The sequence below is a fragment of the Serratia sp. Nf2 genome, from assembly GCF_003028435.1.
GTDB lineage: Bacteria > Pseudomonadota > Gammaproteobacteria > Enterobacterales > Enterobacteriaceae > Serratia > Serratia marcescens_L.
In genome coordinates, this window is sequence record NZ_PYTW01000001.1 from 951,682 (window position 1) to 974,317 (window position 22,636).

22 protein-coding genes are annotated in these 22,636 nt (G+C 61.7%); 8 read left to right on the top strand and 14 right to left on the bottom strand.

All coding sequences use genetic code 11. From position 1 onward, the window contains the following. Positions 1–9: 9 nt before the first annotated feature. Positions 10–1,014 carry a LacI family DNA-binding transcriptional regulator gene (locus C9411_RS04550; protein WP_107226520.1) on the top strand — a complete coding sequence of 335 codons (1,005 nt, stop codon included), beginning with the start codon at positions 10–12 and terminating at the stop codon, positions 1,012–1,014. Between the two features lie 6 nt (positions 1,015–1,020). Here the strand turns inward: C9411_RS04550 and araD are convergent, their stop codons facing one another. The 8 genes from araD to C9411_RS04590 form a co-directional block, all read right to left on the bottom strand. Further along, a complete protein-coding gene (gene araD, locus C9411_RS04555) occupies positions 1,021–1,713 on the bottom strand; it encodes an L-ribulose-5-phosphate 4-epimerase (RefSeq protein ID WP_107226521.1) in 693 nt (230 codons plus the stop codon). Continuing rightward, on the bottom strand, positions 1,707–2,576 hold the full coding sequence (locus tag C9411_RS04560) for an L-ribulose-5-phosphate 3-epimerase (protein WP_107226522.1): 870 nt from the start codon (positions 2,574–2,576) through the stop codon (positions 1,707–1,709). Before C9411_RS04560 ends, araD begins: the two co-directional genes overlap by 7 nt. Continuing rightward, a complete protein-coding gene (locus tag C9411_RS04565; protein ID WP_107226523.1) occupies positions 2,563–4,050 on the bottom strand; it encodes an FGGY-family carbohydrate kinase in 1,488 nt (495 codons plus the stop codon). Before C9411_RS04565 ends, C9411_RS04560 begins: the two co-directional genes overlap by 14 nt. Positions 4,051–4,058: 8 nt before the next feature. After that, on the bottom strand, positions 4,059–5,048 hold the full coding sequence (locus C9411_RS04570; RefSeq protein WP_038877882.1) for an ABC transporter permease: 990 nt from the start codon (positions 5,046–5,048) through the stop codon (positions 4,059–4,061). Continuing rightward, entirely contained in the window at positions 5,045–6,535 is a 1,491-nt protein-coding gene (locus C9411_RS04575; RefSeq protein ID WP_063989240.1) for a sugar ABC transporter ATP-binding protein, read from the bottom strand. The genes C9411_RS04570 and C9411_RS04575 overlap by 4 nt, the downstream gene beginning before the upstream one ends. 54 nt (positions 6,536–6,589) lie before the next feature. Next, complete coding sequence (locus tag C9411_RS04580; RefSeq protein ID WP_015378502.1) at positions 6,590–7,507, bottom strand: ABC transporter substrate-binding protein; 918 nt, start codon at positions 7,505–7,507, stop codon at positions 6,590–6,592. Between the two features lie 135 nt (positions 7,508–7,642). Further along, entirely contained in the window at positions 7,643–8,710 is a 1,068-nt protein-coding gene (locus C9411_RS04585) for an alcohol dehydrogenase catalytic domain-containing protein (RefSeq protein WP_033643780.1), read from the bottom strand. Positions 8,711–8,995: 285 nt separating this feature from the next. Beyond that, a complete protein-coding gene (locus tag C9411_RS04590; protein ID WP_107226524.1) occupies positions 8,996–9,949 on the bottom strand; it encodes a LysR family transcriptional regulator in 954 nt (317 codons plus the stop codon). Positions 9,950–10,087: 138 nt separating this feature from the next. Here C9411_RS04590 and C9411_RS04595 point away from each other — a divergent pair, with 138 nt between their 5' ends. Next, entirely contained in the window at positions 10,088–11,269 is a 1,182-nt protein-coding gene (locus C9411_RS04595; RefSeq protein WP_107226525.1) for a M20 aminoacylase family protein, read from the top strand. A 22-nt stretch (positions 11,270–11,291) separates the two neighbouring features. Beyond that, positions 11,292–12,080, top strand: coding sequence for an ABC transporter substrate-binding protein (locus C9411_RS04600; protein ID WP_107226526.1), 789 nt, complete (start codon positions 11,292–11,294; stop codon positions 12,078–12,080). A gap of 158 nt (positions 12,081–12,238) precedes the next feature. Here C9411_RS04600 and tmaR read toward each other — a convergent pair whose 3' ends face one another. The 3 genes from tmaR to C9411_RS04615 all read right to left on the bottom strand — a co-directional run bounded on the left by tmaR (position 12,239) and on the right by C9411_RS04615 (position 14,646). Next, the gene (tmaR, locus tag C9411_RS04605) at positions 12,239–12,556 is read right to left on the bottom strand and encodes a PTS system regulator TmaR (protein ID WP_004935612.1); all 318 of its coding nucleotides are present in this window, start codon (positions 12,554–12,556) and stop codon (positions 12,239–12,241) included. A 160-nt stretch (positions 12,557–12,716) separates the two neighbouring features. Then, complete coding sequence (locus C9411_RS04610; RefSeq protein ID WP_070914537.1) at positions 12,717–13,784, bottom strand: FUSC family protein; 1,068 nt, start codon at positions 13,782–13,784, stop codon at positions 12,717–12,719. A gap of 94 nt (positions 13,785–13,878) precedes the next feature. Next, a complete protein-coding gene (locus tag C9411_RS04615) occupies positions 13,879–14,646 on the bottom strand; it encodes an N-acetylmuramoyl-L-alanine amidase (RefSeq protein ID WP_107226527.1) in 768 nt (255 codons plus the stop codon). 176 nt (positions 14,647–14,822) lie between these two features. Between C9411_RS04615 and C9411_RS04620 the strand changes: the two genes are divergently transcribed. After that, positions 14,823–15,569 carry a helix-turn-helix transcriptional regulator gene (locus tag C9411_RS04620; protein WP_004935623.1) on the top strand — a complete coding sequence of 249 codons (747 nt, stop codon included), beginning with the start codon at positions 14,823–14,825 and terminating at the stop codon, positions 15,567–15,569. A 36-nt stretch (positions 15,570–15,605) separates the two neighbouring features. Here C9411_RS04620 and C9411_RS04625 read toward each other — a convergent pair whose 3' ends face one another. Further along, positions 15,606–16,715: an SDR family oxidoreductase gene (locus C9411_RS04625; RefSeq protein ID WP_107226599.1), complete on the bottom strand. Its 1,110-nt coding sequence runs from the start codon at positions 16,713–16,715 to the stop codon at positions 15,606–15,608. 258 nt (positions 16,716–16,973) lie between these two features. Here C9411_RS04625 and C9411_RS04630 point away from each other — a divergent pair, with 258 nt between their 5' ends. From C9411_RS04630 to sbcB, 3 genes are all read left to right on the top strand, one after another. Beyond that, positions 16,974–17,180 (top strand): hypothetical protein, encoded by a 207-nt coding sequence (locus C9411_RS04630; protein ID WP_107226528.1) that lies wholly within the window; start codon positions 16,974–16,976, stop codon positions 17,178–17,180. Between the two features lie 54 nt (positions 17,181–17,234). Further along, positions 17,235–17,423: a DNA polymerase III subunit theta gene (locus C9411_RS04635; RefSeq protein WP_033635247.1), complete on the top strand. Its 189-nt coding sequence runs from the start codon at positions 17,235–17,237 to the stop codon at positions 17,421–17,423. A 90-nt stretch (positions 17,424–17,513) separates the two neighbouring features. Next, positions 17,514–18,941, top strand: coding sequence for an exodeoxyribonuclease I (sbcB, locus tag C9411_RS04640; RefSeq protein ID WP_107226529.1), 1,428 nt, complete (start codon positions 17,514–17,516; stop codon positions 18,939–18,941). Positions 18,942–19,012: 71 nt separating this feature from the next. On the opposite strand, the gene C9411_RS04645 is transcribed toward sbcB, so the two are convergent. Both C9411_RS04645 and C9411_RS04655 read right to left on the bottom strand, forming a co-directional pair. Beyond that, complete coding sequence (locus C9411_RS04645) at positions 19,013–20,380, bottom strand: APC family permease (protein ID WP_063989232.1); 1,368 nt, start codon at positions 20,378–20,380, stop codon at positions 19,013–19,015. 534 nt (positions 20,381–20,914) lie between these two features. Further along, on the bottom strand, positions 20,915–22,333 hold the full coding sequence (locus tag C9411_RS04655; protein ID WP_107226530.1) for a glutamine synthetase family protein: 1,419 nt from the start codon (positions 22,331–22,333) through the stop codon (positions 20,915–20,917). Here C9411_RS04655 and C9411_RS25790 point away from each other — a divergent pair. Beyond that, complete coding sequence (locus C9411_RS25790) at positions 22,247–22,531, top strand: hypothetical protein (RefSeq protein ID WP_165384404.1); 285 nt, start codon at positions 22,247–22,249, stop codon at positions 22,529–22,531. The genes C9411_RS04655 and C9411_RS25790 overlap by 87 nt on opposite strands. Positions 22,532–22,636 lie beyond the last annotated feature (105 nt).

The window sequence follows — 22,636 nt, forward strand, 5'->3', positions numbered from 1 at the left end:
GGAAAGACGGTGTCGAAAGCCAATCCCAATGCCACTATCGTGGATATCGCCCGCCGCGCCAGGGTGACCAATATCACCGTTTCCCGCGCCTTCAATAAGCCCGAGCTGGTCAAGCCGGAAACCCGCGAGCGCATTCACGCCATCGCCAAAGAGCTGAACTATGTGCCCAACGCCTTCGCGCAGGGGCTGAAAAGCAGCAGCAGCCAGATTATCGGCATCGTCACCAGCAGCATGTACAACCCGTTCTATTCCGGCCTGATCAAGACCGTGTCGCGCATTGCGCGTCAGCAGGGCTACCAGATCATGCTGTTCGACACCGACGGCAGCGAAGAGGCGGAAATGCGCGCCATTCAGGCGCTGTTTGGCTACAAGGCGCGCGGCATCCTGCTGTCGGCGGTGCGCGACGACAAGCGCTACCGCCCCGCCTATCTCGAGCTGGCCGAGGTGTACGGCGTGCCACTGATCCTGATCGACCGCGATCTCTACGATCAGCAGCTGAGCGGCGTGTTCCTCGATAACCGCGAGATCGGCGTGCTGGCCGGGCGCTATCTGGCGGAGCAGCCGGAGCAGAAGCTGCTGATTGTCGGCGGCCCGGCGGATTCGGAAATTACGCTAACGCGCACCGCCGGCATCGTCGCGGCGCTGCAGGGCAGCGGGCGTGAGATTCATATCATCAACGGCGACTATGATTTCACCTCGCAAGAGAGCGAGGTGCGCGCCTATCTGGCGCAGCCGGAGAACCGCCCGGATTACATCATCGGCCTGAACGGCATCATCACGCTGGGCGCCATCGCCATCTGCCACGAGATGGGGCTCTATCAGCAGGTGAAGTTCTTTTCGATAGACGAGCCGCCGCGCGCCGGCGCTTACGGCCTGCACATTCCGGGGGTGTATCACGATACGCAGAAACTGGGGGAGATCGCCGCGGAGCTGCTGTTCAGCGCCATTCTCAGCCCGCGCGGCGAGTTGCCGGTGCGCAGAGAGTTCTTCACCGGCTCGCTGTTGAATCGCTGACGGGCGCTATTGCCCGTAGTAGGCGTGTTTGCCGTGCTTGCGCAGGAAATGTTTGTCCAGCAGCTCCGGCTGCATCGGGGCGATGGCCGGCGCCAGCTGGCGCGTCGCCATCGCCATGATCGCCACCTCCTCCAGCACCACCGCGTTGTGCACCGCATCCGCCGCGTCCTTGCCCCAGGCGAACGGGCCGTGGGAATAGACCAGCACTCCCGGCACCTGCTGCGGATCGCGCCCCGCCTGATTGAAGGTCTCGATAATCACCTTGCCGGTTTCCCCCTCGTAATCCCCGGCGATCTCCGCCTCGCTCATCGGCCGGGTGCAGGGAATGTCACCGTAAAAGTAGTCGGCGTGGGTGGTGCCCAGCGCCGGGATCGGCTGCCCGGCCTGCGCCCAGATGGTGGCGTTGCGGCTGTGGGTGTGTACCACGCCGCCGATATTGGCGAAGGCGCGGTACAGCGCCAGATGGGTGGCGGTGTCGGATGAGGGTTTGCGGTGCCCTTCGCGCACCTTGCCCTCCAGATCCACCACCACCAAATCCTCCAGCGTCATTGCCTCGTAGGCGATGCCCGAAGGCTTGATCACCACCAGCCCGCTCTGGCGGTCGATCGCCGAGACGTTGCCCCAGGTAAAGGTCACCAGCCCGTATGCCGGCAGGCTGAGGTTAGCGGCCAGCACCTGCCGCTTGAGTTCGTTCAGCATGCGATGCCTCCCTCGATCATCTGTTGTTCGATCCAGGCCTTGGCCTGGGCGATACGTTGCTTGTCCTGCCCGTCTTCGCGCGCCCACATCTCCAGCAGGTAGGGGCCGCGATAGCCGAGCGCATTGAGCACGGAAAAGGCGTAGGCGAAATCCACGCAGCCTTCGCCGAACGGCACGTCGCGGAACTGCCCGGCGCTGCCCGGCCCCACCGCCACGGTGTCTTTGAGGTGCACGGCGGTGATGCTGCCGATGCCCAGCGCCAGCTCGGCGGCGACGTCGTTGCCCCAGGCGCTGAGGTTGCCGAGATCGGGATACACCGTGAACCACGGGCTGTTAACGTAGCGGGCGATGTCGCGCCATTTGCTGATGCTGTTGATGAACGGCGTGTCCATCACCTCCACCGACAGCATCACCTGCGCCCTGGCGGCCTGCGCCGCCGCCCACTGCATGCCCTCGATAAAGCGTTCGCGGCTGTGGCGATCGGCGGGTTCGTAATAGACGTCGTAGCCCGCCAGCTGGATATTGCGGATGCCAAGATCCGTCGCCAGTTCCAGCGCCTTGCTCATCAGCACCCGCGCCCGCTCACGGGTGGCGGCGTCATGGCTGCCGAACGGGTCACGCCGGTGCGCCGACAGGCACAGGCTCGGCACCGTCACCCCGCTGTCGAGCCGCGCCTGGATAAACGCCAGCCGCTGGCGGCGATCCCAGTCCAGCCGCTGCTGGCGCGCCGGCTGCTCGTCTATAGACATCTCCACAAATTCAAAACCCAGCTCGGCGGCGGTGGCCAGCCGCTGCGGCCAGCTCAGTTCGGCGGGCAGCGCCTTTTCATACAGCCCCAGACAGGCGGCGTTAGTCGTTTGCATCAGTCACCTCACTCAAAGCCTGAGCGACCGCCAGATAGCGCGCCTGCTGGGCGCGCAGGCGCCGGTGGGCGGCGGTCGCGGGATAATAACAGCGCAGTTTGGGCGGCGCGGCGGCGATCGCTTCGGCGAACCCGGCGTACTCCCCGGCGCCGACGGCGGCGCACAGGGCGGCGGCGCGGCAGCCGCTTTGGCGCGTTTCCACCACCTCGAGCGGCAGGTTGCCGGCGTCGGCGTACATCTGCATCCACACCTCGGACTGCGTCGGCCCGCCGGTCATGCGCACCCGCTCGATGCGCGGGTTCAGCTGCACCATGCGCTCCTGATGAATCAGGTGCGAGAACACGATGCCCTGGTAGATCGCCTGCACCACGTCCGCCATCTCGTGGTGGGCGCTCAGGCCGATCAGCCCGCCCGGCGTGTTGCCGCCGAGGTTGGAGCCGTACAGATATGGCAGGAACAGCAGCCCGCTGGGCTGCTCGCGGCGTTCGGCCACCCAGGCGTTGAACTGGGCGTAGCGCTGCCGGTCGTCGGCGCAGAACTGGCGCAGGAACCAGGCCAGGTTGCCGGCCGAGGTCGGGCTGCCTTCGTGCACGAAATAGCGGCCGTCGATGCAGTAACGCCCCCAGGCGTAGGGGTAATCGGCGGGAATGATGCGCTCGGTCACGCAGGTGGCGATCGACCAGGTGCCCGCCACCGCGCTGAGCGTGCGATCGTCGGCCACGCCGGAGCTGAGCGCCGCGCCCACCACGTCGAACAGGCCGCCGTACACCGCAGTGCCCACCCGCAACCCGCACTGCGCCGCCGCCGCGGCCGTCACCCGCCCGGCCAGCTGCGCCGAGCCGATCGTTGGCGCGGTCTTCTCCTGCGCCTCTTCGATGCCGAAGGCCGCCATCAGCGCCGGATCGTAAGCGCCGCTGTGCTGATTGAACAGGTTGCTGCCGGAGATGTTGGTCACCTCGGCCGCCGCCTCGCCGGTGAGGCGAAAGCGCAGGTAGTCGTGCGCCATCAGGATGCGATCGACGGCGGCGTACTGCGCCGGTTGCTGCTGCTTCAGCCAGCGCAGCAGCAGCGCCGGGTGGCTGGGCCACAGCGGCTGCAGGCTGCGCGAGTAGGTCTGCGCGTCCACCCCGGCGCGGCGCAGCTCAGCCGCCGTGGCCGCCGCGCGGTTGTCCGAAGAGAGGATGCCGTTGCCGACCGGTTTGCCGTGGCGGTCGATGGCGTACAGCCCTTTTCCGTGCGCCGAAAAGCTGACGCCGCGCACCTGCCCGGCCGCCAGCCCCGCCGCGTGCAGCGTCTGGCGGATCGCCGCGCAGACGTCATCCCACAGCGCATCCATATTGCGTTCGCTGAAGCCCGGCTGGGCGGCAATCGCCGCGCCGTCGCGCTCGGCGATCGCCAGCTCTTCGCCGCTTGCCCGGTACAGCCCGGCCTTGATCACCGTGCCGCCGACGTCTATGCCAAGAAAGACTGCCATCGCGCCTCCTATTTGCGCCGCACGGAGCTGAGGTAGATGGCGGCCAGGATGATGCCGCCTTTCACCACGTTCTGGATATATGGCGACACGTTCATCAGATTGAGGCCGTTGTTGAGCACCCCGAGCATCATCGCCCCCACCAGCGTGCCGACGATGGCTCCGCGCCCGCCGGAGATCGCCGCCCCGCCCAGCACCACCGCAGCGATGGCGTCCAACTCGAAGCCTTCGCCGGCGTTGGGCTGCCCGCTCATCAGGCGCGAGGTCAGCACCAGCCCGGCCAGCGCGGCGGTCAGGCCGCTGATCACGTACACCAGCATCTTGTAGCGCGGCACGCGGATGCCGCTCAGGCGCGCCGCCTCTTCGTTGCCGCCCATCGCATAGACGTAGCGGCCGAACGGCAGCTGGTTGAGCATCAGCCAGGCCAACACGTACACGCCGAGCATGATCAGGATCGGCACCTGGATGCCCAGCACCGTACCACGGCCGAAGAAGGAGAAGACGTCGGGCAGGCCGGAGATCGGGTAGCCGCCGGTATAGAGCAGCGCCAGGCCGCGGGCGATGCCCATCGACGCTAGGGTGACGATGATCGGCGGCATGCGCAGGTAGGCGATGCAGGCGCCGTTGGCCAGGCCGAACAGCGCGCCGACCGCCAGCGCCGCCACCATCGCCAGCGGAATGGGCACCGCCGCCAGCATCAGCCCGGCGGCGACCGAACCGGCCAGCGCCATCACCGGCCCCACCGAGAGATCGATGCCGCCGGTCAGGATGGCGCAGGTCATGCCCACCGCGATGATGGCGTTGATCGACACCTGGCGCGCCACGTTGGTCAGGTTATTGACGCTGAGGAAGCTGTCGTTCAGCAGGCTCATCAATACGAACAGGACAGCGAAGCCGATAAACGGCAAGACCGCCGGGTGATGCAGCAGTTTTTCCCAGCGCTTGCCGAGGCTGGGGCCGGCGGCGCGGCGCGCCACGGCGGGTTGTTCAATTCCGATCATAAGGCACTCCCGGTCGCGTGAAGCATAATGTGGTTGGATTCGATGTCGTCGCCGGTCAGCTCGGCGACGATGTGGCCGCCGCGAAACACCAGCACGCGGTCGCACACGCCGATGATCTCCGGCAGTTCGGAGGAAATCATGATGATGGAGATGCCCTGCTGGGTCAGTTGCTGCATCAGCTGATAGATCTCGGCCTTGGCGCCCACGTCGATGCCGCGCGTCGGTTCGTCGAAGATCAGGATGTTGCAGTCGTTGTTGAGCCAGCGGGCGATCACCACCTTCTGCTGGTTGCCGCCGCTCAGGGTGCTGACGGCGGTCTCGGCGTCCGGGGTTTTCACCCCCACGGCGCGGATCAGCCGCTGCACCACGTCGCGATCCTGGCGGGCGCTGACGAAGATCTTGCCGCGCCGGTGGTGCCGGTTGAGGGTGATGTTCTGCGCCACCGAAAACGGCAGCACCAGGCCCTCGGTTTTACGGCTCTCCGGCAGCAGGCCGATGCCCTGCGCCAGCGCCTGCGCCGGGGAGCGCAGCGCCGCCGGTTGGCCACCGAGGCTGACGCGTTTGCGGTGGCAGCGGCTGGCGCCGATCAGCGCCGAGACGGTCTCGGTGCGCCCGGAGCCCACCAGCCCGGCGAAGCCGAGGATCTCGCCCTTGTACAGGTGGAAGCGGTCGGTCGCGCCGTGCTTCTCGCGCTGGATCTCCGCCTCCAGCAGCACCGTCGCGGTATCGACCGGGTGCTGTTTCACCGGGAAGGCGTTCTCGATTTTGCGCCCGACCATCAGCCGCACCAGCTCTTCCACGTTGGTGTCGCCGGTGGCCAGCGTTTCGATGTAGGCGCCGTCGCGCAGCACGGTGATGCGATCGCAGATGGTGAAAATCTCGTCCAGGTGGTGCGAGATAAACACCATGCCGACGCCCAGCAGCCGCAGATCGTTCATCACGCTGAACAGGTGCTCGGCCTCGCCCGGCGTCAGCGTGGCGGTCGGTTCATCCAGCACCAGCACCCGCGCCTCCAGCGACAGCGCCTTGGCGATCTCAACGAACTGCTGCTGCGCCACGCTCAGCTGTTCCACCGGGCAATCGAGATCGATAGCCACCGTCAGCCGCTTGAAAATGGCCTCGGCCTTGCGCCGCATCGCCCGGCGATCCAGCAGGCCCCAGCGGTTCCTGATCTCCCGGTTGAGGAAGATGTTGTCGATGGCGCTCATGTAGGGAATCAACGAGAATTCCTGAAAAATAATGCCGACCCCGGCCTCGATCGCCTGGCGATAATTGTTAAAGCGGCGCTGCTCGCCGTCGATAAAAATATCGCCCTCGTCAGGCTGATAGATGCCGCACATGATTTTTACCAGCGTCGATTTGCCGGCGCCGTTTTCGCCCAGCAGGGCGTGCACTTCGCCGCGTTGAATAGCCAGATCGATGCCGTCCAGCGCCTTCACGCCGGGAAAGCTCTTTTTTATTCGCTTCAGTTCCAGTAAAGGTGTCACCGCATTGCCCTCCGCGCCGAACGCCCCGCCGCAGCGGGGCGAACCCGACCGCTGTTACCAGCTAAAGCCGGCCGCATTGCTGCGGTCGATCAGCTTCACTTTGACCGGCACGGTTTTCGGCACCGTGGCGCCCCAGTAGCGGGCCAGCGCAATGCCGAGCGCGATGCGCAGCTGGTCGCGCGGGAACTGCGCCGAAGTGGCGATAAACGGCGAGTTCGGCTTGAGGATCTCTTTGATGGCTTCCGGCTGGCCGTCGACGCTCACCAGCTTGACCTTGGCGCCGTTGCTTTCGATCGCCGCCAGGGCACCGAGCGCGCCGACGTCGTTGACGCTGAAGATACCCGCCAGATCCGGCGCCGACTGCAGCATGTTTTCGGTCACGGTCAGCGCGGTGTCGCGTTCCTGCTTGCCGTTTTGCTTGGTGACGATCTTGATGTCGGGGTATTTCTTCATCGCCGCTTCAAAGCCGCGCACGCGCTCCAGGATCGGCACCACCGGGATGCCGTCGAGGATCGCCACCTTGCCTTTGCCGCCCAGCGCTTTCGCCAGGTACTCGCCCGCCTGGAAGCCGGCGTCGTAGTTTTCCGAGCCGACGAACGAGTCCAGCGGCCCTTCCGCCTGGGCGTCGATCGCCACCACCACCGCGCCGGCCTTATGAGCGGAGATCACCGCCGACTGCACCCCCACCGAATCGGTCGGGTTGATCAGCAGGATATCCACCTTCTTCTGCAGCATGTCTTCCACGTCACCGATCTGTTTGGCGACGTCATGGCGCGCATCGGCCACGTACACCTTGGCGCCGATATCCGCCGCCGCCTGATCCAGCGCCTGCTTCATGGTGACGAAGTAGTCGTTGTTCATTTCCTGGAACGACATACCGATAGTGATTTGCTTGGCCAGCGCCCCATGGCTGGCCGCCAACATTCCACCGGCGACGATAAAAGGCAGGGTCTTTTTGAATAATGAAAACATAGCCAATTCTCCTGTAGGGAAGCTTCTTGTTGTGGTTATCAGAGCAACAGCATGTCTTTACGTTTGGCCGACCGGCCGGCCCCCCATTGCGGACGGGCCGGCGGCCGTGACTGCAACAGCGGTACAGCGGGAGGGTCAGGGAACCAGGATCACCTTGATGGAGTCGGTCGAGTCCGCCAGGGCGAAGGCTTCGTCCCAGTCGTTCAATGAATAGCTGTGGGTAACCACGCCATTGGAGGTCACCAGCCCGCGCTCAAACAGATCGATGGCGATTTCGTAGCTGTAGGGCGCCAGGTGCGCGCCGCGAATGTCCAGCTCTTTGCGATCGCCGATGATGGACCAATCGACGGTGGTTTCCTTGCCGAACACGCTGAACTCCACGAAGCGGCCCAGCTTGCGGATCATCTGCAGCCCCTGGGTGACGCCGATCGGCGCGCCGGTGGCCTCGATATACACGTCGCAGCCGTAGCCGCCGGTCAGCGATTTGACGATCTGGTCGGCGTCTTCCTTCAGCGGGTTGATCACCACGTCGGCGCCAAATTCTTTCGCCAGCGCCAGCCGCTCGTCGATGGCGTCGATCACGATCAGTTTCTTCGGCGTCTTCAGGCGCGCCACCTGCACCATGCACAGCCCGAGCGGCCCGGCGCCGGCCAGCACCACCACGTCGTCCAGCTGGATATCGCCGCGCGCCACGGTGTGAATGGCGCAGGCCATCGGCTCAATCAAGACCGCGTCTTCATGGCTCAGGCTTTCCGGGATCTTGTGCACGATGGCGTTCTCGGAAAAGCGCATGTACTCCGCCATGCCGCCCTCCGCCACGTCTTTTTGGAAACCGTAAATGTTATGCGTCTCACACATCCAATAACTGCCGGATTTGCAGTAGCGACACTCCCAGCACGGCACGATCTGCTCGGCGATCACCCGCTCGCCGAGCCGGTATTTGCCTTCCGCGCCCTCGCCCAGCGCGGCGATGCGGCCGTAAAACTCATGCCCCGGCACCACCGGCGGTTTGACCCACGGGTTCTCCCCCCAAAACATCTGTGCGCCGTTCTTGCACTTGCAGTCGCCGGCGCAGATGCCGCAGCCTTCCACCTTGATCACCAACTCGCGCGCCTTCGGCAGCGGCGTGGGCACCTGTTCGAAACGATAGTCCTGCGGGCCGTGGCAAACGACCGCGCGCATTTTTTCCGGCAACTGGCTCATCTCTTCCTCCAATACACTCGTTAAATGCTTGAATTTTCTTAATGTTGACGTTGTCATTTTTATCCAACAAAAAACAACAAACGTTATAAAGTGATAAATTTCAATTGATTAATCATCAAACACCCAGGAAAACTCAAAATGACAACGTGAACATAGAGCGACATATAACCAAAGCTGCAAAAATAATTATTTGAGCGAAATCACATATCGTTAACATTGCGGCTAAAAATGCTACAAATGCGGATCGCGATCCCATTTACGGGATCGTCGATCCGGGGGGACCCGCTAAATCAGCAGGCGTACGCGATCGTAGATCTGACGATCTTCCGGCCGAGACGATCGTGCCTGCTGGCGCAGGGTACGCACCAGCGTATCGATAAACGCATGCGCGGCGGCGCTCAGAATGCTGTTGCGCCGGGTGACGATATTCAGCTGCGCCGGTTGGCAGCTCTCCCGCAGCGCCAGCGGCTGCACGCGGGAGGCGAACTGCGGCAGCGCGACGATCGGCCGCGGGCACCAGGTGCACATCTCGGCGGACTCCACCAGCGCCTGCAGCATGCCGAACGAATGCGCCTGGATAATGCGCTGGCGCGGCAGACGCGCGCCGTGGCGGTGAAACACCTCGTCGCGCAGCGCATCGAAACTTTCCGGGGTATAGCTCATCACCCAATCCTGCTCCAGCAGCTGATGCAGCGAGGTGCTGTGCGCCAGCGGGTGGCCGCGCCGCACCATGTACGCCGTTTCATACTCCAGCAGCGGCTCGCAGTGGAACTCCTGCGGCGCCGACGACGCCGGCAGCGGCGTGATGGCGAAATCCATCGTGCCCTCGCGCAGCTGAGACTGAGCGTTGGCCATCAGGCTTTCCGACAGTTCCAGCCGCACCGCCGGCACCTTGCTGCGAAACGCCATCACCGCCGGCGGCAGCACCGTCAGCATCAGCCAGGGGGTGATCGCCGCCTTGACCAGATCCGCCGTTCGCCCGCGCAGCGCCGCCATTTCACCTTGCGCTTGCTCCAGCTGATTCAACACCAGCCTGGCGTGTGCCAGCAGGGTTTTGCCGTAGGGGGTAAAGCCCAGCCCGGTCGGGGTGCGGATCAGCAGCGGCAGCGCCTGCTCCTGCTCCAGTTCGCGCAGTGCGCGGGTCACCGCCGCCTGCGACAGCCCCAGATGCCGCGCCGCCGCGCGAATGCTGCCGCTGTCGGCGCTGGCCACCAGCGCCTGCAGTTGGTGCAGTTTCATGTTCACCTCCTGACAATCATCGGTTGTCAGCATAACCGAACGGCGGCTACCCGGCAAAAACGGAGTTTGCTAGTCTCGATGCCTATCCCTCTGCCCCATTCCCCGCCCGTTGGCCGGGACCCTTTGCCGGAGACCGTGATGAGCCCTTCACTCGTACTGCCTGAGATCGCCGCCGTTCATGATGAGATGGTCGCGCTTCGCCGCCACATTCACGCCCACCCGGAGCTGGGCTTCCAGGAGTTCGCGACCTCGGATCTGGTGGCGCAGCGGCTGGCGGAATGGGGTTACCGCGTCACGCGCGGCGTAGGACAAACCGGTGTTGTCGCCACACTGCAGCGCGGGCCGGGAAAATCGCTCGGCATCCGCGCCGACATGGACGCCCTGCCGATTGCCGAAACGACCGGTTTGCCGCACGCCAGCACCCATTCCGGGGTGATGCACGCCTGCGGCCACGACGGGCACACCGCCATGCTGCTGGCGGCGGCGCGCTATCTGGCGCGGCAGCCAAACTTCAGCGGCACCCTGCACCTGATCTTTCAGCCGGCGGAAGAAGGCGGCGGCGGCGCCAAAGTGATGATTGAAGACGGCCTGTTTGAGCGCTTCCCCTGCGACGCGGTGTTCGCCATGCACAACGTGCCCGGTTTCCCCACCGGCCACCTGGGTTTCGCCAGCGGCCCCTTCATGTGCTCGGCCGATACGGTACACATTACCCTGCATGGGCACGGCGGCCACGGCGCGGTGCCGCAGAGCACCGTCGATCCGGTGGTGGCCTGCGCGGCCATCGTCATGAGCCTGCAAACCATCGTGGCGCGCAATATCGATCCGCAGGAAACGGCGATCGTCACCGTGGGGGCGATGCAGGCCGGCCAGGCCGCCAACGTGATCCCGGCGACCGCCACCCTGACGCTCAGCGTGCGCGCGCTGACGGCAGCGGTGCGTGAGCGGCTGGAGCAGCGCATCACCGAGCTGGTCACGGCGCAGGCCGCCAGCTTCGGCGCCCGCGCGGAGATCGACTATCAGCACGGCTACCCGGTGCTGGTGAACCACCCGGCAGAAACCGAGCTGGCGCGCGCGGTGGCGTTGGAATGGGCCGGAGAGAGCCGGGTTATCCCCACGCTGCGGCCGTTTACCGCCAGCGAAGATTTTGCCTTTATGCTGGAGAAATGCCCAGGCAGCTACATCTCGATCGGCAACGGCCCCGCCACGCCGGGCAATTCCCTGCACAACCCCGGTTATGACTTCAACGACGACAGTCTGTCGCTGGGCGCCACCTACTGGGTCAAATTGGTCGAGCGCTTTTTGGCTCGCCCCGCGGTTTAATCGCCAACGCTGAGGAAATGACATGAAAACCATCAAAGGGCTGTTGTTGTTACTGCCGCTGGCCGCGAGTTTTCCCGCGTTGAGCGGTGAATTCAGCGGCAAAGTGATCAAACTGGGCATCGATCCCACCTTTCCACCGCTGGAGTATAAAACCCCGCAGGGCAAGCTGACCGGCTTCGGCGTCGATATCGCCCAAGCGCTGTGCGACCAGATGCAGGCCAAATGCGTGTGGGTGGAAAGCAGCTGGGACGGCATGATCCCCGGCCTGCAGGCGAAAAAATTCGACGCCATCGCCTCGTCGATGACCATCACGCCGCAGCGCCAGCAGCAGATCGCCTTCTCCAGCAAGGTCTCCAACGCCCCGGCGCGGCTGGTGGCGCATAAAGGCAGCAACCTGCAGCCAACCGTCGCCTCGCTGAAGGGCAAATCGGTCGGCGTGCAGCAAGGCTCCAGCCAGGAGGCCTACGCCAACGCGCTGTGGCGCCCGGCTGGCGTCAACGTGGTCGCCTACCAAAGCCAACAGGAAGTGAACGAAGATCTGGCCAACGGCCGGCTGGATGCGTCGCTGCTGGCCAGCGTCAGCGCCAGCGAGTTCTTCAAAACGCCCGGCGGCAAAGATTTCGCCTTTATCGGCGCCGAACTGAACGACAGCAAATACTTCGGCATCGGCGACGGCATCGGGGTGCGCAAAGACGATACCGCGCTGCTTAACGCCTTCAACGACGCGCTGCAGGCGATCCGCGCCAACGGTACTTACAAGAAAATCAACGACAGGTATTTCGACTTCGACATGTACGGATCGGAGCAGTAACAAGCGTTCCCCGGCGGTCACCTGCAGATCCTGCAGGATGGGGAGGCGCCTTCGGCCGCCGGGGAACGCCCCAACGGAAACGGCAGTGTCGGCAAGAAGGGAAAATTAGGCGGGATAAGGATGCGGGCCAGGCAGGACGCCCGGCCCGCTAAAGCGGGTTACTTCACTTCACCCATCGCTTTCAGCTTTTTGGACAGCTCGCGGCGCTCTTTGGACAGATCGGCATTTTTGATGATGTAGTCATCAACGCGATCTTCGTAGTCGCTGCGCATGTTGGCGATGATGCCCTGAATGTCTTCAATGCTCATGCCGGGCTTGATGTACTCACTCAGGTTGTCGAGCAGCAGCACGCGCTTCTGGTTATCACGAATTTTCTTTTCGTTGTCGACGATCTCGCGTTGCAGTTTGTTTTTGCGGCGGAACATACGCACAAACTCCAGCACGTCCTGGAAACTCGGCTTATTTGCATTATCCATCTTTATACCCTTGCTTTAGTAATACACAGATTCATTTGCTTACGGCCACATGGCACCAAGATACAGGTTTGTGGCGGTCCGGCACAACAGTGATTGCCTTATCTTACCCACTTTGCCCCGGTGGCCAAAACCCAAAGCGCCGCCTTCATGATCTGACCCCTTATTCGCGCCCGGCGGCGGTGCAGACCTGGAGCAGATCCCCCAGCTCTTCCAGCTGCTGCGCCAGCTCCATGCTGAGCCAGACATAGCCGTAAATCGGCGCTTCGCCGTGCTGGCCGAGGCTCACCTCCTGCATCAGCGTTTTCAGCTCGCCGGCGATCTCCGCCAGTTGCCCCGCCGCCGCCTGCCGCTGCGCCTGCGGCCCTTCGCGCATCAGCACCGCCAGCGATTCCAGCGAGCTCAGCGTCAGCAGCTGGGTGCTGCGCAGCGTGCGGGCGTTCAACATGATGAAGTGCGTTTCGCGCGAGGCCCAGTAGGCGTCGGCCATCAGCTCCAGCGTGCACACCAGATTGCGGCTGAGGGTTTGCACCGCCTCGAACACCGCTTTGGGGATGCGGGTTTCCTTGCTGGCGGGCACGATCAGGCTGCGTAGCTTCACCACCTGATTCAACAGATCCTTGAGCTGCGGCTCCAGCCGCGGCCGCTCAATGACGTTCGGTGAAAAATACGCGCCGTAGAGGCGGGCGGCGGTTTGCAGGCAGTCCGCCATCTGCATGCGCCACAGAATATAGGCGCGTTGTGGGTAAATGCTGGTGAACAGCAGCGCCAGCAGCGAGCCGAAGATCACGTCGCCGCTACGCCACAGCGCGGTATGCATGTCGCCGGCGCCCGCGCCGCACACCACCGCCAGCGTGATCCCCACCAGCAGCGCCATATACGGCCGTTTGCCGAGCGTCAGGTAACCGCAGACGAACATCACCACGCCGCACCAAACCAGCATCAGCGGCAGCGAATAGAGTTCCAGATACAGGGCGATCAGGCCGGACGCGGCGCCGAATACCGTGCCGGCAATGCGTTGCAGCGCCCGCTGCAGCACGTTGCCCCAAAACGAGATCGGCCCCATCACCACCACCAGGGTGATCAGCGGCCAGGTGCCTTCGGGCACCGCCAGCAAGCGGATCAGCAGAAAGGTCAGAATAAACGCCAGCCCGATGCGCACGCCGTGAACGATGCGATAGTGGCGATAGGTCAGCAATTCAAGGGAAGAGATTTTTCGATCGAGGCGCATGCTGCCTCCGATAAAGACCAGCCAGGCCGCTATTTTAGCGGAGGAAGCCCGGCAAGGAAAAGGCGAATGAGGCGTCCCCCATTCGCGGTCAGGCTCAGGCGGCGTACTTGTCGACCAGCGCGCGCAGAACGGCGGCGGTTTCGACATCCATCACGCCGTCATACTTCTGCTGGCGGAAGTGCAGCTGGAACGCCCGCACCAGCTGGCGATAGCCTTCTGCGGTGTTCGCCGCAGAGGTGTCGTAGCCGTATTGGGCGAACAGTTTCAGCAGCTCGGCCTGTGCCGGCAGCCCCTGGCGGCAGTATTCCTGCTGGCGCTGCTGCTTGGTGGCTTCGTCATACCAGGCGCCGACGCCGGCCTGATACAGCTGCTGCCACGGGAACTGCGGGCCCGGATCGCTCTTGCGGCCCGGCGCGATGTCGGAGTGCGCCACCACGTTCACCGGCGAGATGTCCGGGTAACGCTGCAGGATGTTCTGCGCCAGCTGGGCAACCGCCTCGATCTGCTGCGGGTTGAACGGCGGGAAGGTGATGTTTTCACCGTCGCCGCTCGCCAGGTTGACGATCTCGATGCCGATCGAGGTGTCGTTGATATTGCTGCGGGTGCCCCACTGGCTGGTGCCGGCATGCCAGGCGCGCTCGTTCTCGTCCACCAGGTTGAAAATGCGCACGCCGCTGAAGCCGGCAGCCTGATAGGTGGCCTCGGTCGGATCCGGCACCAGATAGTGCGCGCTGACCGATTTTCCGGTCAACGACGTCACCGAGTCGGCAAAGTTTTGCGCCGTGTAGTGCAGCACCAAAAAGCGCACGCGGTGGCCGAAGCTGGCGACCGATCGGTAGCTATTGTAATCAATCTTGTACATCGTAAAGTCCCTCTCTCGTTTGATTTCACTGAGCGGCCTCTCATCATGACAGGCCGCTCCGCACAGGTGAACCTTTGGCTCACCCTTTTTGTTTTAGCTAATTGCTAAATTATGCGCAAGCGTTTTTTAGCAAAACCGTTATTTACCTTTTTGCTAAAGAGTGCGATCATTGCACGATGGAAACTAAAGAAATCAGGCGCAACAATCTGCGCGAATTGATGGCCCGCTACGCCCGGCAAGGCGTCAACCAGAATGAGTTCGCCACGCTGGTTGAGTCTTCCGCGCCGACGCTGAGCCAAATCATCGGGGAGAAATCCTCCCGCAATCTTGGCGACAATCTGGCCAGGCGGATCGAGGCCAGGCTGAATTTGCCCAAGGGCTGGTTCGACGTGTTTCATGAAAAGCAGCTGGTGCGCCCGTTTGACAACGTGGCGGCGGAGTCGGACTTCCAGCCCGCCCGTTTGAAACCGGTGGTATGGGAAGATACCGAACAAGACAAGGAAGAGTTTGTGGAGATCCCGCTGCTGGATATTGATTTTTCCGCCGGCGACGGCTGCTACGAAATCGTCGATCGCGAGGAGTTTTCGCTGATCTTCCGCCGTTACTATCTGCACAAGATGGGGGTGGCGGTCAACGCCGCGCGCATTATCCGCATCTCCGGCTCCAGCATGGAACCGCGTCTGCAGGACGGCGACGTGGTCGGCATCAACACCGACGACACGCGCATCCGCGAAGGCAAGACTTATGCCATCCGCCACGGCAATTTGCTGCGGGTGAAGGTGCTGATCGAGCAGCCGGACGGCGGCGTCGTCATCCGCTCCCTCAACCGGGAAGAGTACCAGGACGAACACCTCAGCTATCAGCAGCGCAAGGAGCAACTGGTGGTGCTCGGCCGCGTCTTCTGGTCCTCTTCGTCCTGGTAACGGACAATAATCTCGGGCGCCCGCTGCGCCCGGCGGTTATTTGAAGTCCACCACCATCTGCTGCTGGATAGACAGCCCGCGGGTCGACTGCACGCAGCCGGCAATGTAGTCGGTGAAGCGCGGCGGTTTCGGCATGCCCAGCTTGAGGATCTTCTCGTTGCTGAAACGCACGTTGAGCATGGCGAACGATCCGTACAGGCGCATCGCTTTCAGCATCAGCCGCTCGTTGCACGGGCCGAAAATGTCTTTCAGCTGGCGGCGCATTTTCACCAGCGCGTCATACGTCACCTGCGCATACTCATCGCCCACCGGCGCCTTTTCCAGCGCCGCCGCCATGGCGTTGTCGATCTCGGCAAAGCTGACGCTGCTCTCCACGCCGGCGGAGATGTGATACACGTCGTTCTCCAGCGTTTCGCTGTTCATCAGCATCACCAACGCATCCGCGCAGTAGTCCGCCGGGATCACGTCGATATTGTCCTCCAACGAGCACATGAATTTGCGCAGCATCAGCGCCATGCCAAACACCCAGAAAATGCTGCTGGAAGGCTGGCAGCCCAGGCGGGTGTGCCCCACCACGATCGACGGGCGAGCGATGGTCAGCGGCAGTTGCGGGCAGCGTTGGCGCATCAGCTGTTCGATGGTGGATTTGGAACGCGTATATTCCACCAGATGCTCGGCGTCTTCCTCAAACTCGCCGCTCTCCGCCACCAGCGAACCCGGCTCCGGTGAACAGGACATGGCGGTACCGACGTGCAGGAAACGTTTTAGTCCCGGCACCTGCGCCATTTTTTCGGCAAAGGCCAAAGTGCCTTCTACGTTTACCTTCCAAATGAGCGGGTTATTACCAAATGAAGCAACGGCCGCACAGTTAATAACGTGCGTGACATTGTTAATACGTGCGTCAGTTAAAAAGTTGGCCGGCTCGGAAAGGTCGCCCAACAATATATTTTCTATCGTAATTTTAGACAGCAGGTTCGCGTCGATATTAAACTTTTCCATATTCGCGCGAATACGGGCCAGCCCTTGCTGTGCATCGTCGGCACGCACCAGCAAAAGATAATTAACAGACTGATTTTCAATCAATAATTTTTCGAGAACCGCACCACCAAGAAAGCCGGTAGCGCCGGTCAACAGTAGCGTTTTCATAATTGTCACCCACATTGGTATTGAATGTGGAAGATTGTATCTGCGGATATTTAAACAAATATTAAATAGATTTACGGCGCCCTCACTCATTTTTCTTAATATTATCTTAAGGAATCTTTTGAAACATCCATCGTGGCTTTAGTAACAAAAGAACCGCATAGATTCCATGATTAATCTCCGCCGTTTAAATACCATTGATGTAGCGCCTGATTTAATTTAACGGTCAATGTTATTTCTCTTCTCGTCCGTGGAGGACTTATGACCTATAACCAAAAAATCTGGTTGGGGGTTTTACTACTGTGCACCCTGTTTTGGGGGGCGGTGATAAGCGGCGCCTGTTCGCTGTATAACCGGGCGGATCGCCTCAATGCGCACCAGGCGCAGAGCGAGTTCGCCGCGCGCCACAGTCAGGCCCCCCGCTCGCAGCAAAGCGCTCAGGCGTCCATCGCCCCCCGGAATGGGTAGGGACAAGACCCGCTAACGATCCTATTATACCCTAAGGTTAACAGGGAGATAACGATGGCTCGAAAGCTGGATAGCTTACCGCAGGCACAACGCGAGAAAATAGAAACCGATTTGCTGGCCATCAGCGTGATCTACAACGAGCGCTACGGCATCGCCTCGACCCAGGCGGAAACAGAACGACAGATCCCCGACCACCTGCTCCCCTACTTTCACCAGCGGCTGGATTACTATCGCCGTGCGTAATTGCGCGCATTTCGCTAACCGCCGCTTGGCATCGCTCCCCACACCGTTACAATAGGGGCATATTGTATCCGCCACTGAAGAGACGCGATTTTGAGCAGCAAGGCAACGGCCACATTTTACATTCACGATTACGAGACCTTCGGCAAGAGCCCGTCGCTGGACCGCCCGGCGCAGTTCGCCGGCGTGCGCACCGATATGGATTTCAACATTATCGAAGAGCCGCTGGTCATCTACTGCGCCCCCGCCGACGACTACCTGCCGGAACCCGAGGCGGTGATGATCACCGGCATCACGCCGCAGGTGGCGCGCGCCAAAGGCGTTAACGAGGCCGAGTTCACCCGCCAAATCCATCAGGCCTTCAGCGTGGCCGGCACCTGCATTCTCGGTTACAACAACATCCGCTTCGATGACGAAGTGAGCCGCAATATCTTCTATCGCAACTTCTACGATCCCTATGCCTACAGCTGGCAAAACGGCAACTCGCGTTGGGATCTGCTGGATGTGATGCGCGCCTGCTACGCCCTGCGCCCGGACGGCATCGTCTGGCCTGAAAACGAAGACGGTTTCCCCAGTTTCCGCCTCGAACACCTCACGCGCGCCAACGGCGTCGAACACACGCACGCTCACGACGCGATGTCGGACGTTTACGCCACCATCGCCATGGCCAAGCTGGTCAAGCAGGCGCAGCCACGGCTGTTCGATTTCCTGCTGCAGCACCGCAACAAGCACAAGCTGAACGCCCTGATCGACGTCGCCGACATGACGCCGCTGGTGCACGTCTCCGGCATGTTCGGCGCGGCGCGCGGCAACACCAGCTGGGTGTCGCCGTTGGCCTGGCACCCGGACAACAAGAACGCGGTGATCATGTGCGATCTCGCCGGCGACATGACGCCGTTGCTGACGCTGAGCGCCGATCAGCTGCGTGAACGGCTGTACACCCGCCGCGACGATCTGGCGCCTGATCAGGCGCCGGTGCCGATCAAGCTGGTGCACATCAACAAATGCCCGGTGCTGGCGCCGGCCAAAACCCTGCTGCCGGAGAACGCCGAGCGGCTGGGCATCGATCGCCAGGCCTGCCTGCAAAACCTGCAACTGCTGAAACAGCACCCGGAAGTGCGCGAGAAAGTGGTGGCGCTGTTCGCCGAAGCCGAGCCGTTCAAAGGCTCCGACGACGTCGACGCCCGGCTGTACGACGGCTTCTTCAGCGATGCCGACAAGGCGGCGATGAGGATTATCCAGCAGACCAAGCCGCAGAACCTGCCGGCGCTGGATCTGGCCTTCAGCGACGGCCGCATGAAAGAGCTGCTGTTCCGTTTCCGCGCGCGCAACTACCCGAATACGCTGGACGACGCCGAGCAGCGCCGCTGGCTGCAACACCGCCAGGAAGCGCTGAGCGCGGAGCGCGTGCAGAGTTACCTGCTGCAGCTCGAATCGCTGTATAACCTGCACGAAGGCGACAAAGAGAAAACTGCCCTGCTGAAAGCGCTGTTCGATTACGGCAAAGAGTTGGTGGGGTAAAACCTGCTGCAAGCAGAAAAGGAAAAGGCCGCGAACGCGGCCTTTTTTGTGGCTGAGGAGACGGCTCGCGCTTAGGCGGCGTCTTCGCTCGCTTGCGGCACCGGCAGACGGAAGCTGCGGGTGACGAAGGCCAGGTAGATCAGGCCGACAGCCGCCCAGACCAGGCCCAGCGTCATCGAGCTGGCTTCCAGGTTGATCCACAGCGCGCCGACGGTCAGTGCGCCCATCACCGGCAGGATCAGGTAGTTAAACGTGTCCTTCACGGTGCGGTTCATCTTGTCGCGAATGTAGAACTGCGAAATCACCGACAGGTTGACGAAGGTAAAGGCCACCAGCGCACCGAAGTTGATCAGCGCGGTCGCGGTCACCAGGTCAAACGATACCGCGGACAGCGCGATGGCGCCAACCAGCAGCACGTTCAGCGCCGGAGTACGCCATTTCGGATGCACATAGCCGAAGAAGCGAGTCGGGAACACGCCGTCGCGGCCCATCACGTACATCAGACGCGAAACGCCCGCGTGCGCCGCCATGCCAGACGCCAATACCGTCACGCAGGAGAACACCAGGATCACCGACTGGAAGAACTTGCCCGCCACGTACAGCATGATTTCAGGCTGCGATGCGTCAGGATCCTTGAAGCGCGAGATGTCCGGGAAGTACAGCTGCACGAAGTAAGACACCACGATAAAGATGATGCCGCCGATCAGCGCCGTCAGGAAGATAGCTTTCGGGATCACTTTTTCCGCGTCTTTGGTCTCCTCAGACAGCGAGCTGATGCCGTCGAAGCCCAGGAACGAGAAGCACAGGATGGTCGCGCCGGTAATCATCGGCACCACGTGAGCGTTATCGGACCAGAACGGGCGGCTGCTGACCAGCGTACCGGCGCCTTCGCCGTGGTAAATGCCGTTGATCACCAGGCCGAGGAACACGATCATGATCGCCACCTGCACCACCACGATGATGGAGTTAAGGTTAGCCACCAGCTTGATGCCGCGCAGGTTGAAAATCGTCATCAAGCCGACCAGCACCGCCACGAAGATCCAGGACGGGACGCCCGGGAAAATCGCTTCCAGGTAAATCTTGGCCAGCAAAATGTTGATCATCGGCATGAACAGGTAGTCCAGCAGCGATGACCAGCCCACCATAAAGCCGACGTGCGGGCTGATGGCTTTCTGGGCGTAAGTGTAGGCAGAACCGGCGGAAGGGAACTTCTTCACCAGCTTGCCGTAGCTCAGGGCGGTAAACAGGATCGCCAGCAGAGCGAAGGCGTACGCGGTCGCGACGTGACCATCGGTCAGGCCGGATACGATGCCGAAGGTATCGAAGATGGTCATTGGCTGCAGGTAAGCCAGGCCCATCATCACTACCGGAACCAAAGTCAGGGTTTTACGCAGCTGGGTGCGCTGAGCCGGAGCGGCGTTGAGGGTATTATCGGACATTGTTCAGCCCCCCCTTACCTTGAGCCTTGCGGATGGCGGACACGCCAAGACTTAAGGTTGCGGGGAAACTTCGCAACGAGCGACTTAATTCTAAAAGAAGGGGATTGTAAGCTGGATAACGGGTCGAGGTAACCTCGGCTGCTCCATAGTCGCTGCGGCCACAGCGGAAACCGGCGGGCACCGGTGCTAAAGTGAAAAATTGCCCCATCTTTCTAATCCTCATGAGTCACGACCATAAAGTTTTGTTTGATCGTGCACGAAACTATTTATCTATCCGGATCGGTGTCCGGCCTCGCTTGGTGTATGAAACGCTACGTTGGTAAAACTTAATGCAAAAAAAATAACCGACGCTTTCAAAACGTCGGCTATCTGCATTTGAGATATTTTGCACCAGAATGCCTCCGGATGACAAGATCCGGAAACCCTCAAATACAAATTCTTTTTGTCGATCGAACGGAAAACCAGCCCGGTAGGCGAATTAATCCGCTACCGGCAGGCCGGTTGCCCGCACGTACTTCTTACTTATACGCCCATTCAGGCATTTTTCAACATCCAGTCGATCTCGGTTTCCGTCACCCGCCGTTCAAACTGCAGCAGTTCGTCCGTCTTGCAGGCGTGATAAACCTGGGTGAAACGCTCGCCCAGATAATGGGTCAGTGCGTGCTGGTGTTCAAACTCGTACAGCGCGTCGCTCTGGCGGATCGGCAGCGGCAACCCCTCCTGCTCCAGCCCGTTGCCGGTCACCGGTTCAGGCAGCGGCAGCACGTTGTCCAGCCCGTACAGCATGCCGGCCAGGATCGCCGCCATCACCAGATAGGGATTGGCATCCGCGCCAGCCACGCGGTACTCCACCCGGTGGTTCTCCGGTTCGCCGCAGGGAATGCGCAGCGCCACGGTGCGATTGTTGTGGCCCCAGGCGGCCTGGATCGGCACATACATCCCCGGCTGGAAGCGCCGGTAGGCGTTGACGTTCGGCGCCAGCAGCGCCATCGACGCCGGCATCAGGGTGATCATCCCGGCCAACGCCTGTTTCAATAGCGGTGAATCCTCGCCTTCGGCGTCGGCGAACAGGTTGTTGCCCGCCCCGTCCTGCATGCTGACATGCACGTGCATGCCGCTGCCGGCGTAATCCTCATAGGGTTTGGCCATAAAGGTGGCGTGCATGTCGTGGTTTTCGGCCACCAGCCGCACCAGCCGCTTCAGCGCCAGCGCGTGGTCGCAGGCCAGCAAGATATCGTCGGTATGACGCAGGTTGACCTCGAACTGCCCCGGCGATGACTCCGCCACCGCACCGTCCGCCGGCAGCCCCTGCAGCTTCGCCAGTGCATCGATGTCGTTCAGCACCTCGGCGAAATGGTTCAGGTTATCGACGGAGTACACCTGGCTTTGGGTGTTGCGCTCCTGGGTGCCGGGCGCACACGGCGGCTGGAGATCGCCTTCCGCGTCGCGCAGCCTATCGATGAGATAAAACTCCAGCTCTACCGCTGCCACCGGGAACAAGCCGCGCTGTCGCAGCGCCTGCCACACGCGGTTCAGCACATTACGGGGTTCAACGTCAAAGGGAGTGCCATCTTCATCCAGCATGGTCAGCAACACCTGGCCGATATGCTCCGGATCGGCGGCCGACGGCGTCAGCGAACCGGGCACCGGCAGGCATACGCGGTCCGGCTCGCCGAGATCTTGCCCAAGACCGGTCTCCTCCACCACGTTGCCGAGAATGTCCATGGCGAACACCGACGCGGGGAAGTAGCTGCCTTTTTCCAGTTTTTTCAACCCTGAGACGGGTATGCGTTTGCCGCGGAAGGAACCATTGAGATCGGTGAGAAGGATATCGACATACTGCGTGGCGGGATGGCGTTCCAAATAATGAGCAACCTCATTTTGGAACGCGCTACTTCGCCTCTCTTCATGATGCTGTGCAAAATGTTCAACTGCTGCGCTATTGGTTTGCATACGTCACCCGCCATTATGCTCTTAAGGCGCGTTGGCGCCCGTCCGCCGTTCGATTCAACACATGATTGGATTTCTCGTCAGGTCGCGCCGCTGCCGGGCGCTCAAAATAACATCCACACCATGAAACATAGTCTTAACAGAATGGGTTTGCAAATGTTACAATCCTGTTTGATTATTCACCGCCGGCTGCTAAATTGATAAAATATTGACCGAAAAGGCCTTGCTGCCATTTTCACGTCAACTATTTCGTCCAACGCACCGAGAGTGAACGTGGGCAATATATTTTCCAAACCTGCCCTAACT

Bases quoted from the DNA above. Each gene is read 5' to 3' on its own strand.
- araD (WP_107226521.1), bottom strand. From the start codon at position 1,713: ATGCTGAACGAACTCAAGCGGCAGGTGCTGGCCGCTAACCTCAGCCTG.
- C9411_RS04560 (WP_107226522.1), bottom strand. From the start codon at position 2,576: ATGCAAACGACTAACGCCGCCTGTCTGGGGCTGTATGAAAAGGCGCTG.
- C9411_RS04565 (WP_107226523.1), bottom strand. From the start codon at position 4,050: ATGGCAGTCTTTCTTGGCATAGACGTCGGCGGCACGGTGATCAAGGCC.
- C9411_RS04570 (WP_038877882.1), bottom strand. From the start codon at position 5,048: ATGATCGGAATTGAACAACCCGCCGTGGCGCGCCGCGCCGCCGGCCCC.
- C9411_RS04580 (WP_015378502.1), bottom strand. From the start codon at position 7,507: ATGTTTTCATTATTCAAAAAGACCCTGCCTTTTATCGTCGCCGGTGGA.
- C9411_RS04585 (WP_033643780.1), bottom strand. From the start codon at position 8,710: ATGAGCCAGTTGCCGGAAAAAATGCGCGCGGTCGTTTGCCACGGCCCG.
- C9411_RS04590 (WP_107226524.1), bottom strand. From the start codon at position 9,949: ATGAAACTGCACCAACTGCAGGCGCTGGTGGCCAGCGCCGACAGCGGC.
- C9411_RS04595 (WP_107226525.1), top strand. From the start codon at position 10,088: ATGAGCCCTTCACTCGTACTGCCTGAGATCGCCGCCGTTCATGATGAG.
- C9411_RS04600 (WP_107226526.1), top strand. From the start codon at position 11,292: ATGAAAACCATCAAAGGGCTGTTGTTGTTACTGCCGCTGGCCGCGAGT.
- tmaR (WP_004935612.1), bottom strand. From the start codon at position 12,556: ATGGATAATGCAAATAAGCCGAGTTTCCAGGACGTGCTGGAGTTTGTG.
- C9411_RS04610 (WP_070914537.1), bottom strand. From the start codon at position 13,784: ATGCGCCTCGATCGAAAAATCTCTTCCCTTGAATTGCTGACCTATCGC.
- C9411_RS04615 (WP_107226527.1), bottom strand. From the start codon at position 14,646: ATGTACAAGATTGATTACAATAGCTACCGATCGGTCGCCAGCTTCGGC.
- C9411_RS04620 (WP_004935623.1), top strand. From the start codon at position 14,823: ATGGAAACTAAAGAAATCAGGCGCAACAATCTGCGCGAATTGATGGCC.
- C9411_RS04625 (WP_107226599.1), bottom strand. From the start codon at position 16,715: ATGAAAACGCTACTGTTGACCGGCGCTACCGGCTTTCTTGGTGGTGCG.
- C9411_RS04630 (WP_107226528.1), top strand. From the start codon at position 16,974: ATGACCTATAACCAAAAAATCTGGTTGGGGGTTTTACTACTGTGCACC.
- C9411_RS04635 (WP_033635247.1), top strand. From the start codon at position 17,235: ATGGCTCGAAAGCTGGATAGCTTACCGCAGGCACAACGCGAGAAAATA.
- C9411_RS04645 (WP_063989232.1), bottom strand. From the start codon at position 20,380: ATGTCCGATAATACCCTCAACGCCGCTCCGGCTCAGCGCACCCAGCTG.
- C9411_RS25790 (WP_165384404.1), top strand. From the start codon at position 22,247: ATGAGCAACCTCATTTTGGAACGCGCTACTTCGCCTCTCTTCATGATG.
- C9411_RS04655 (WP_107226530.1), bottom strand. From the start codon at position 22,333: ATGCAAACCAATAGCGCAGCAGTTGAACATTTTGCACAGCATCATGAA.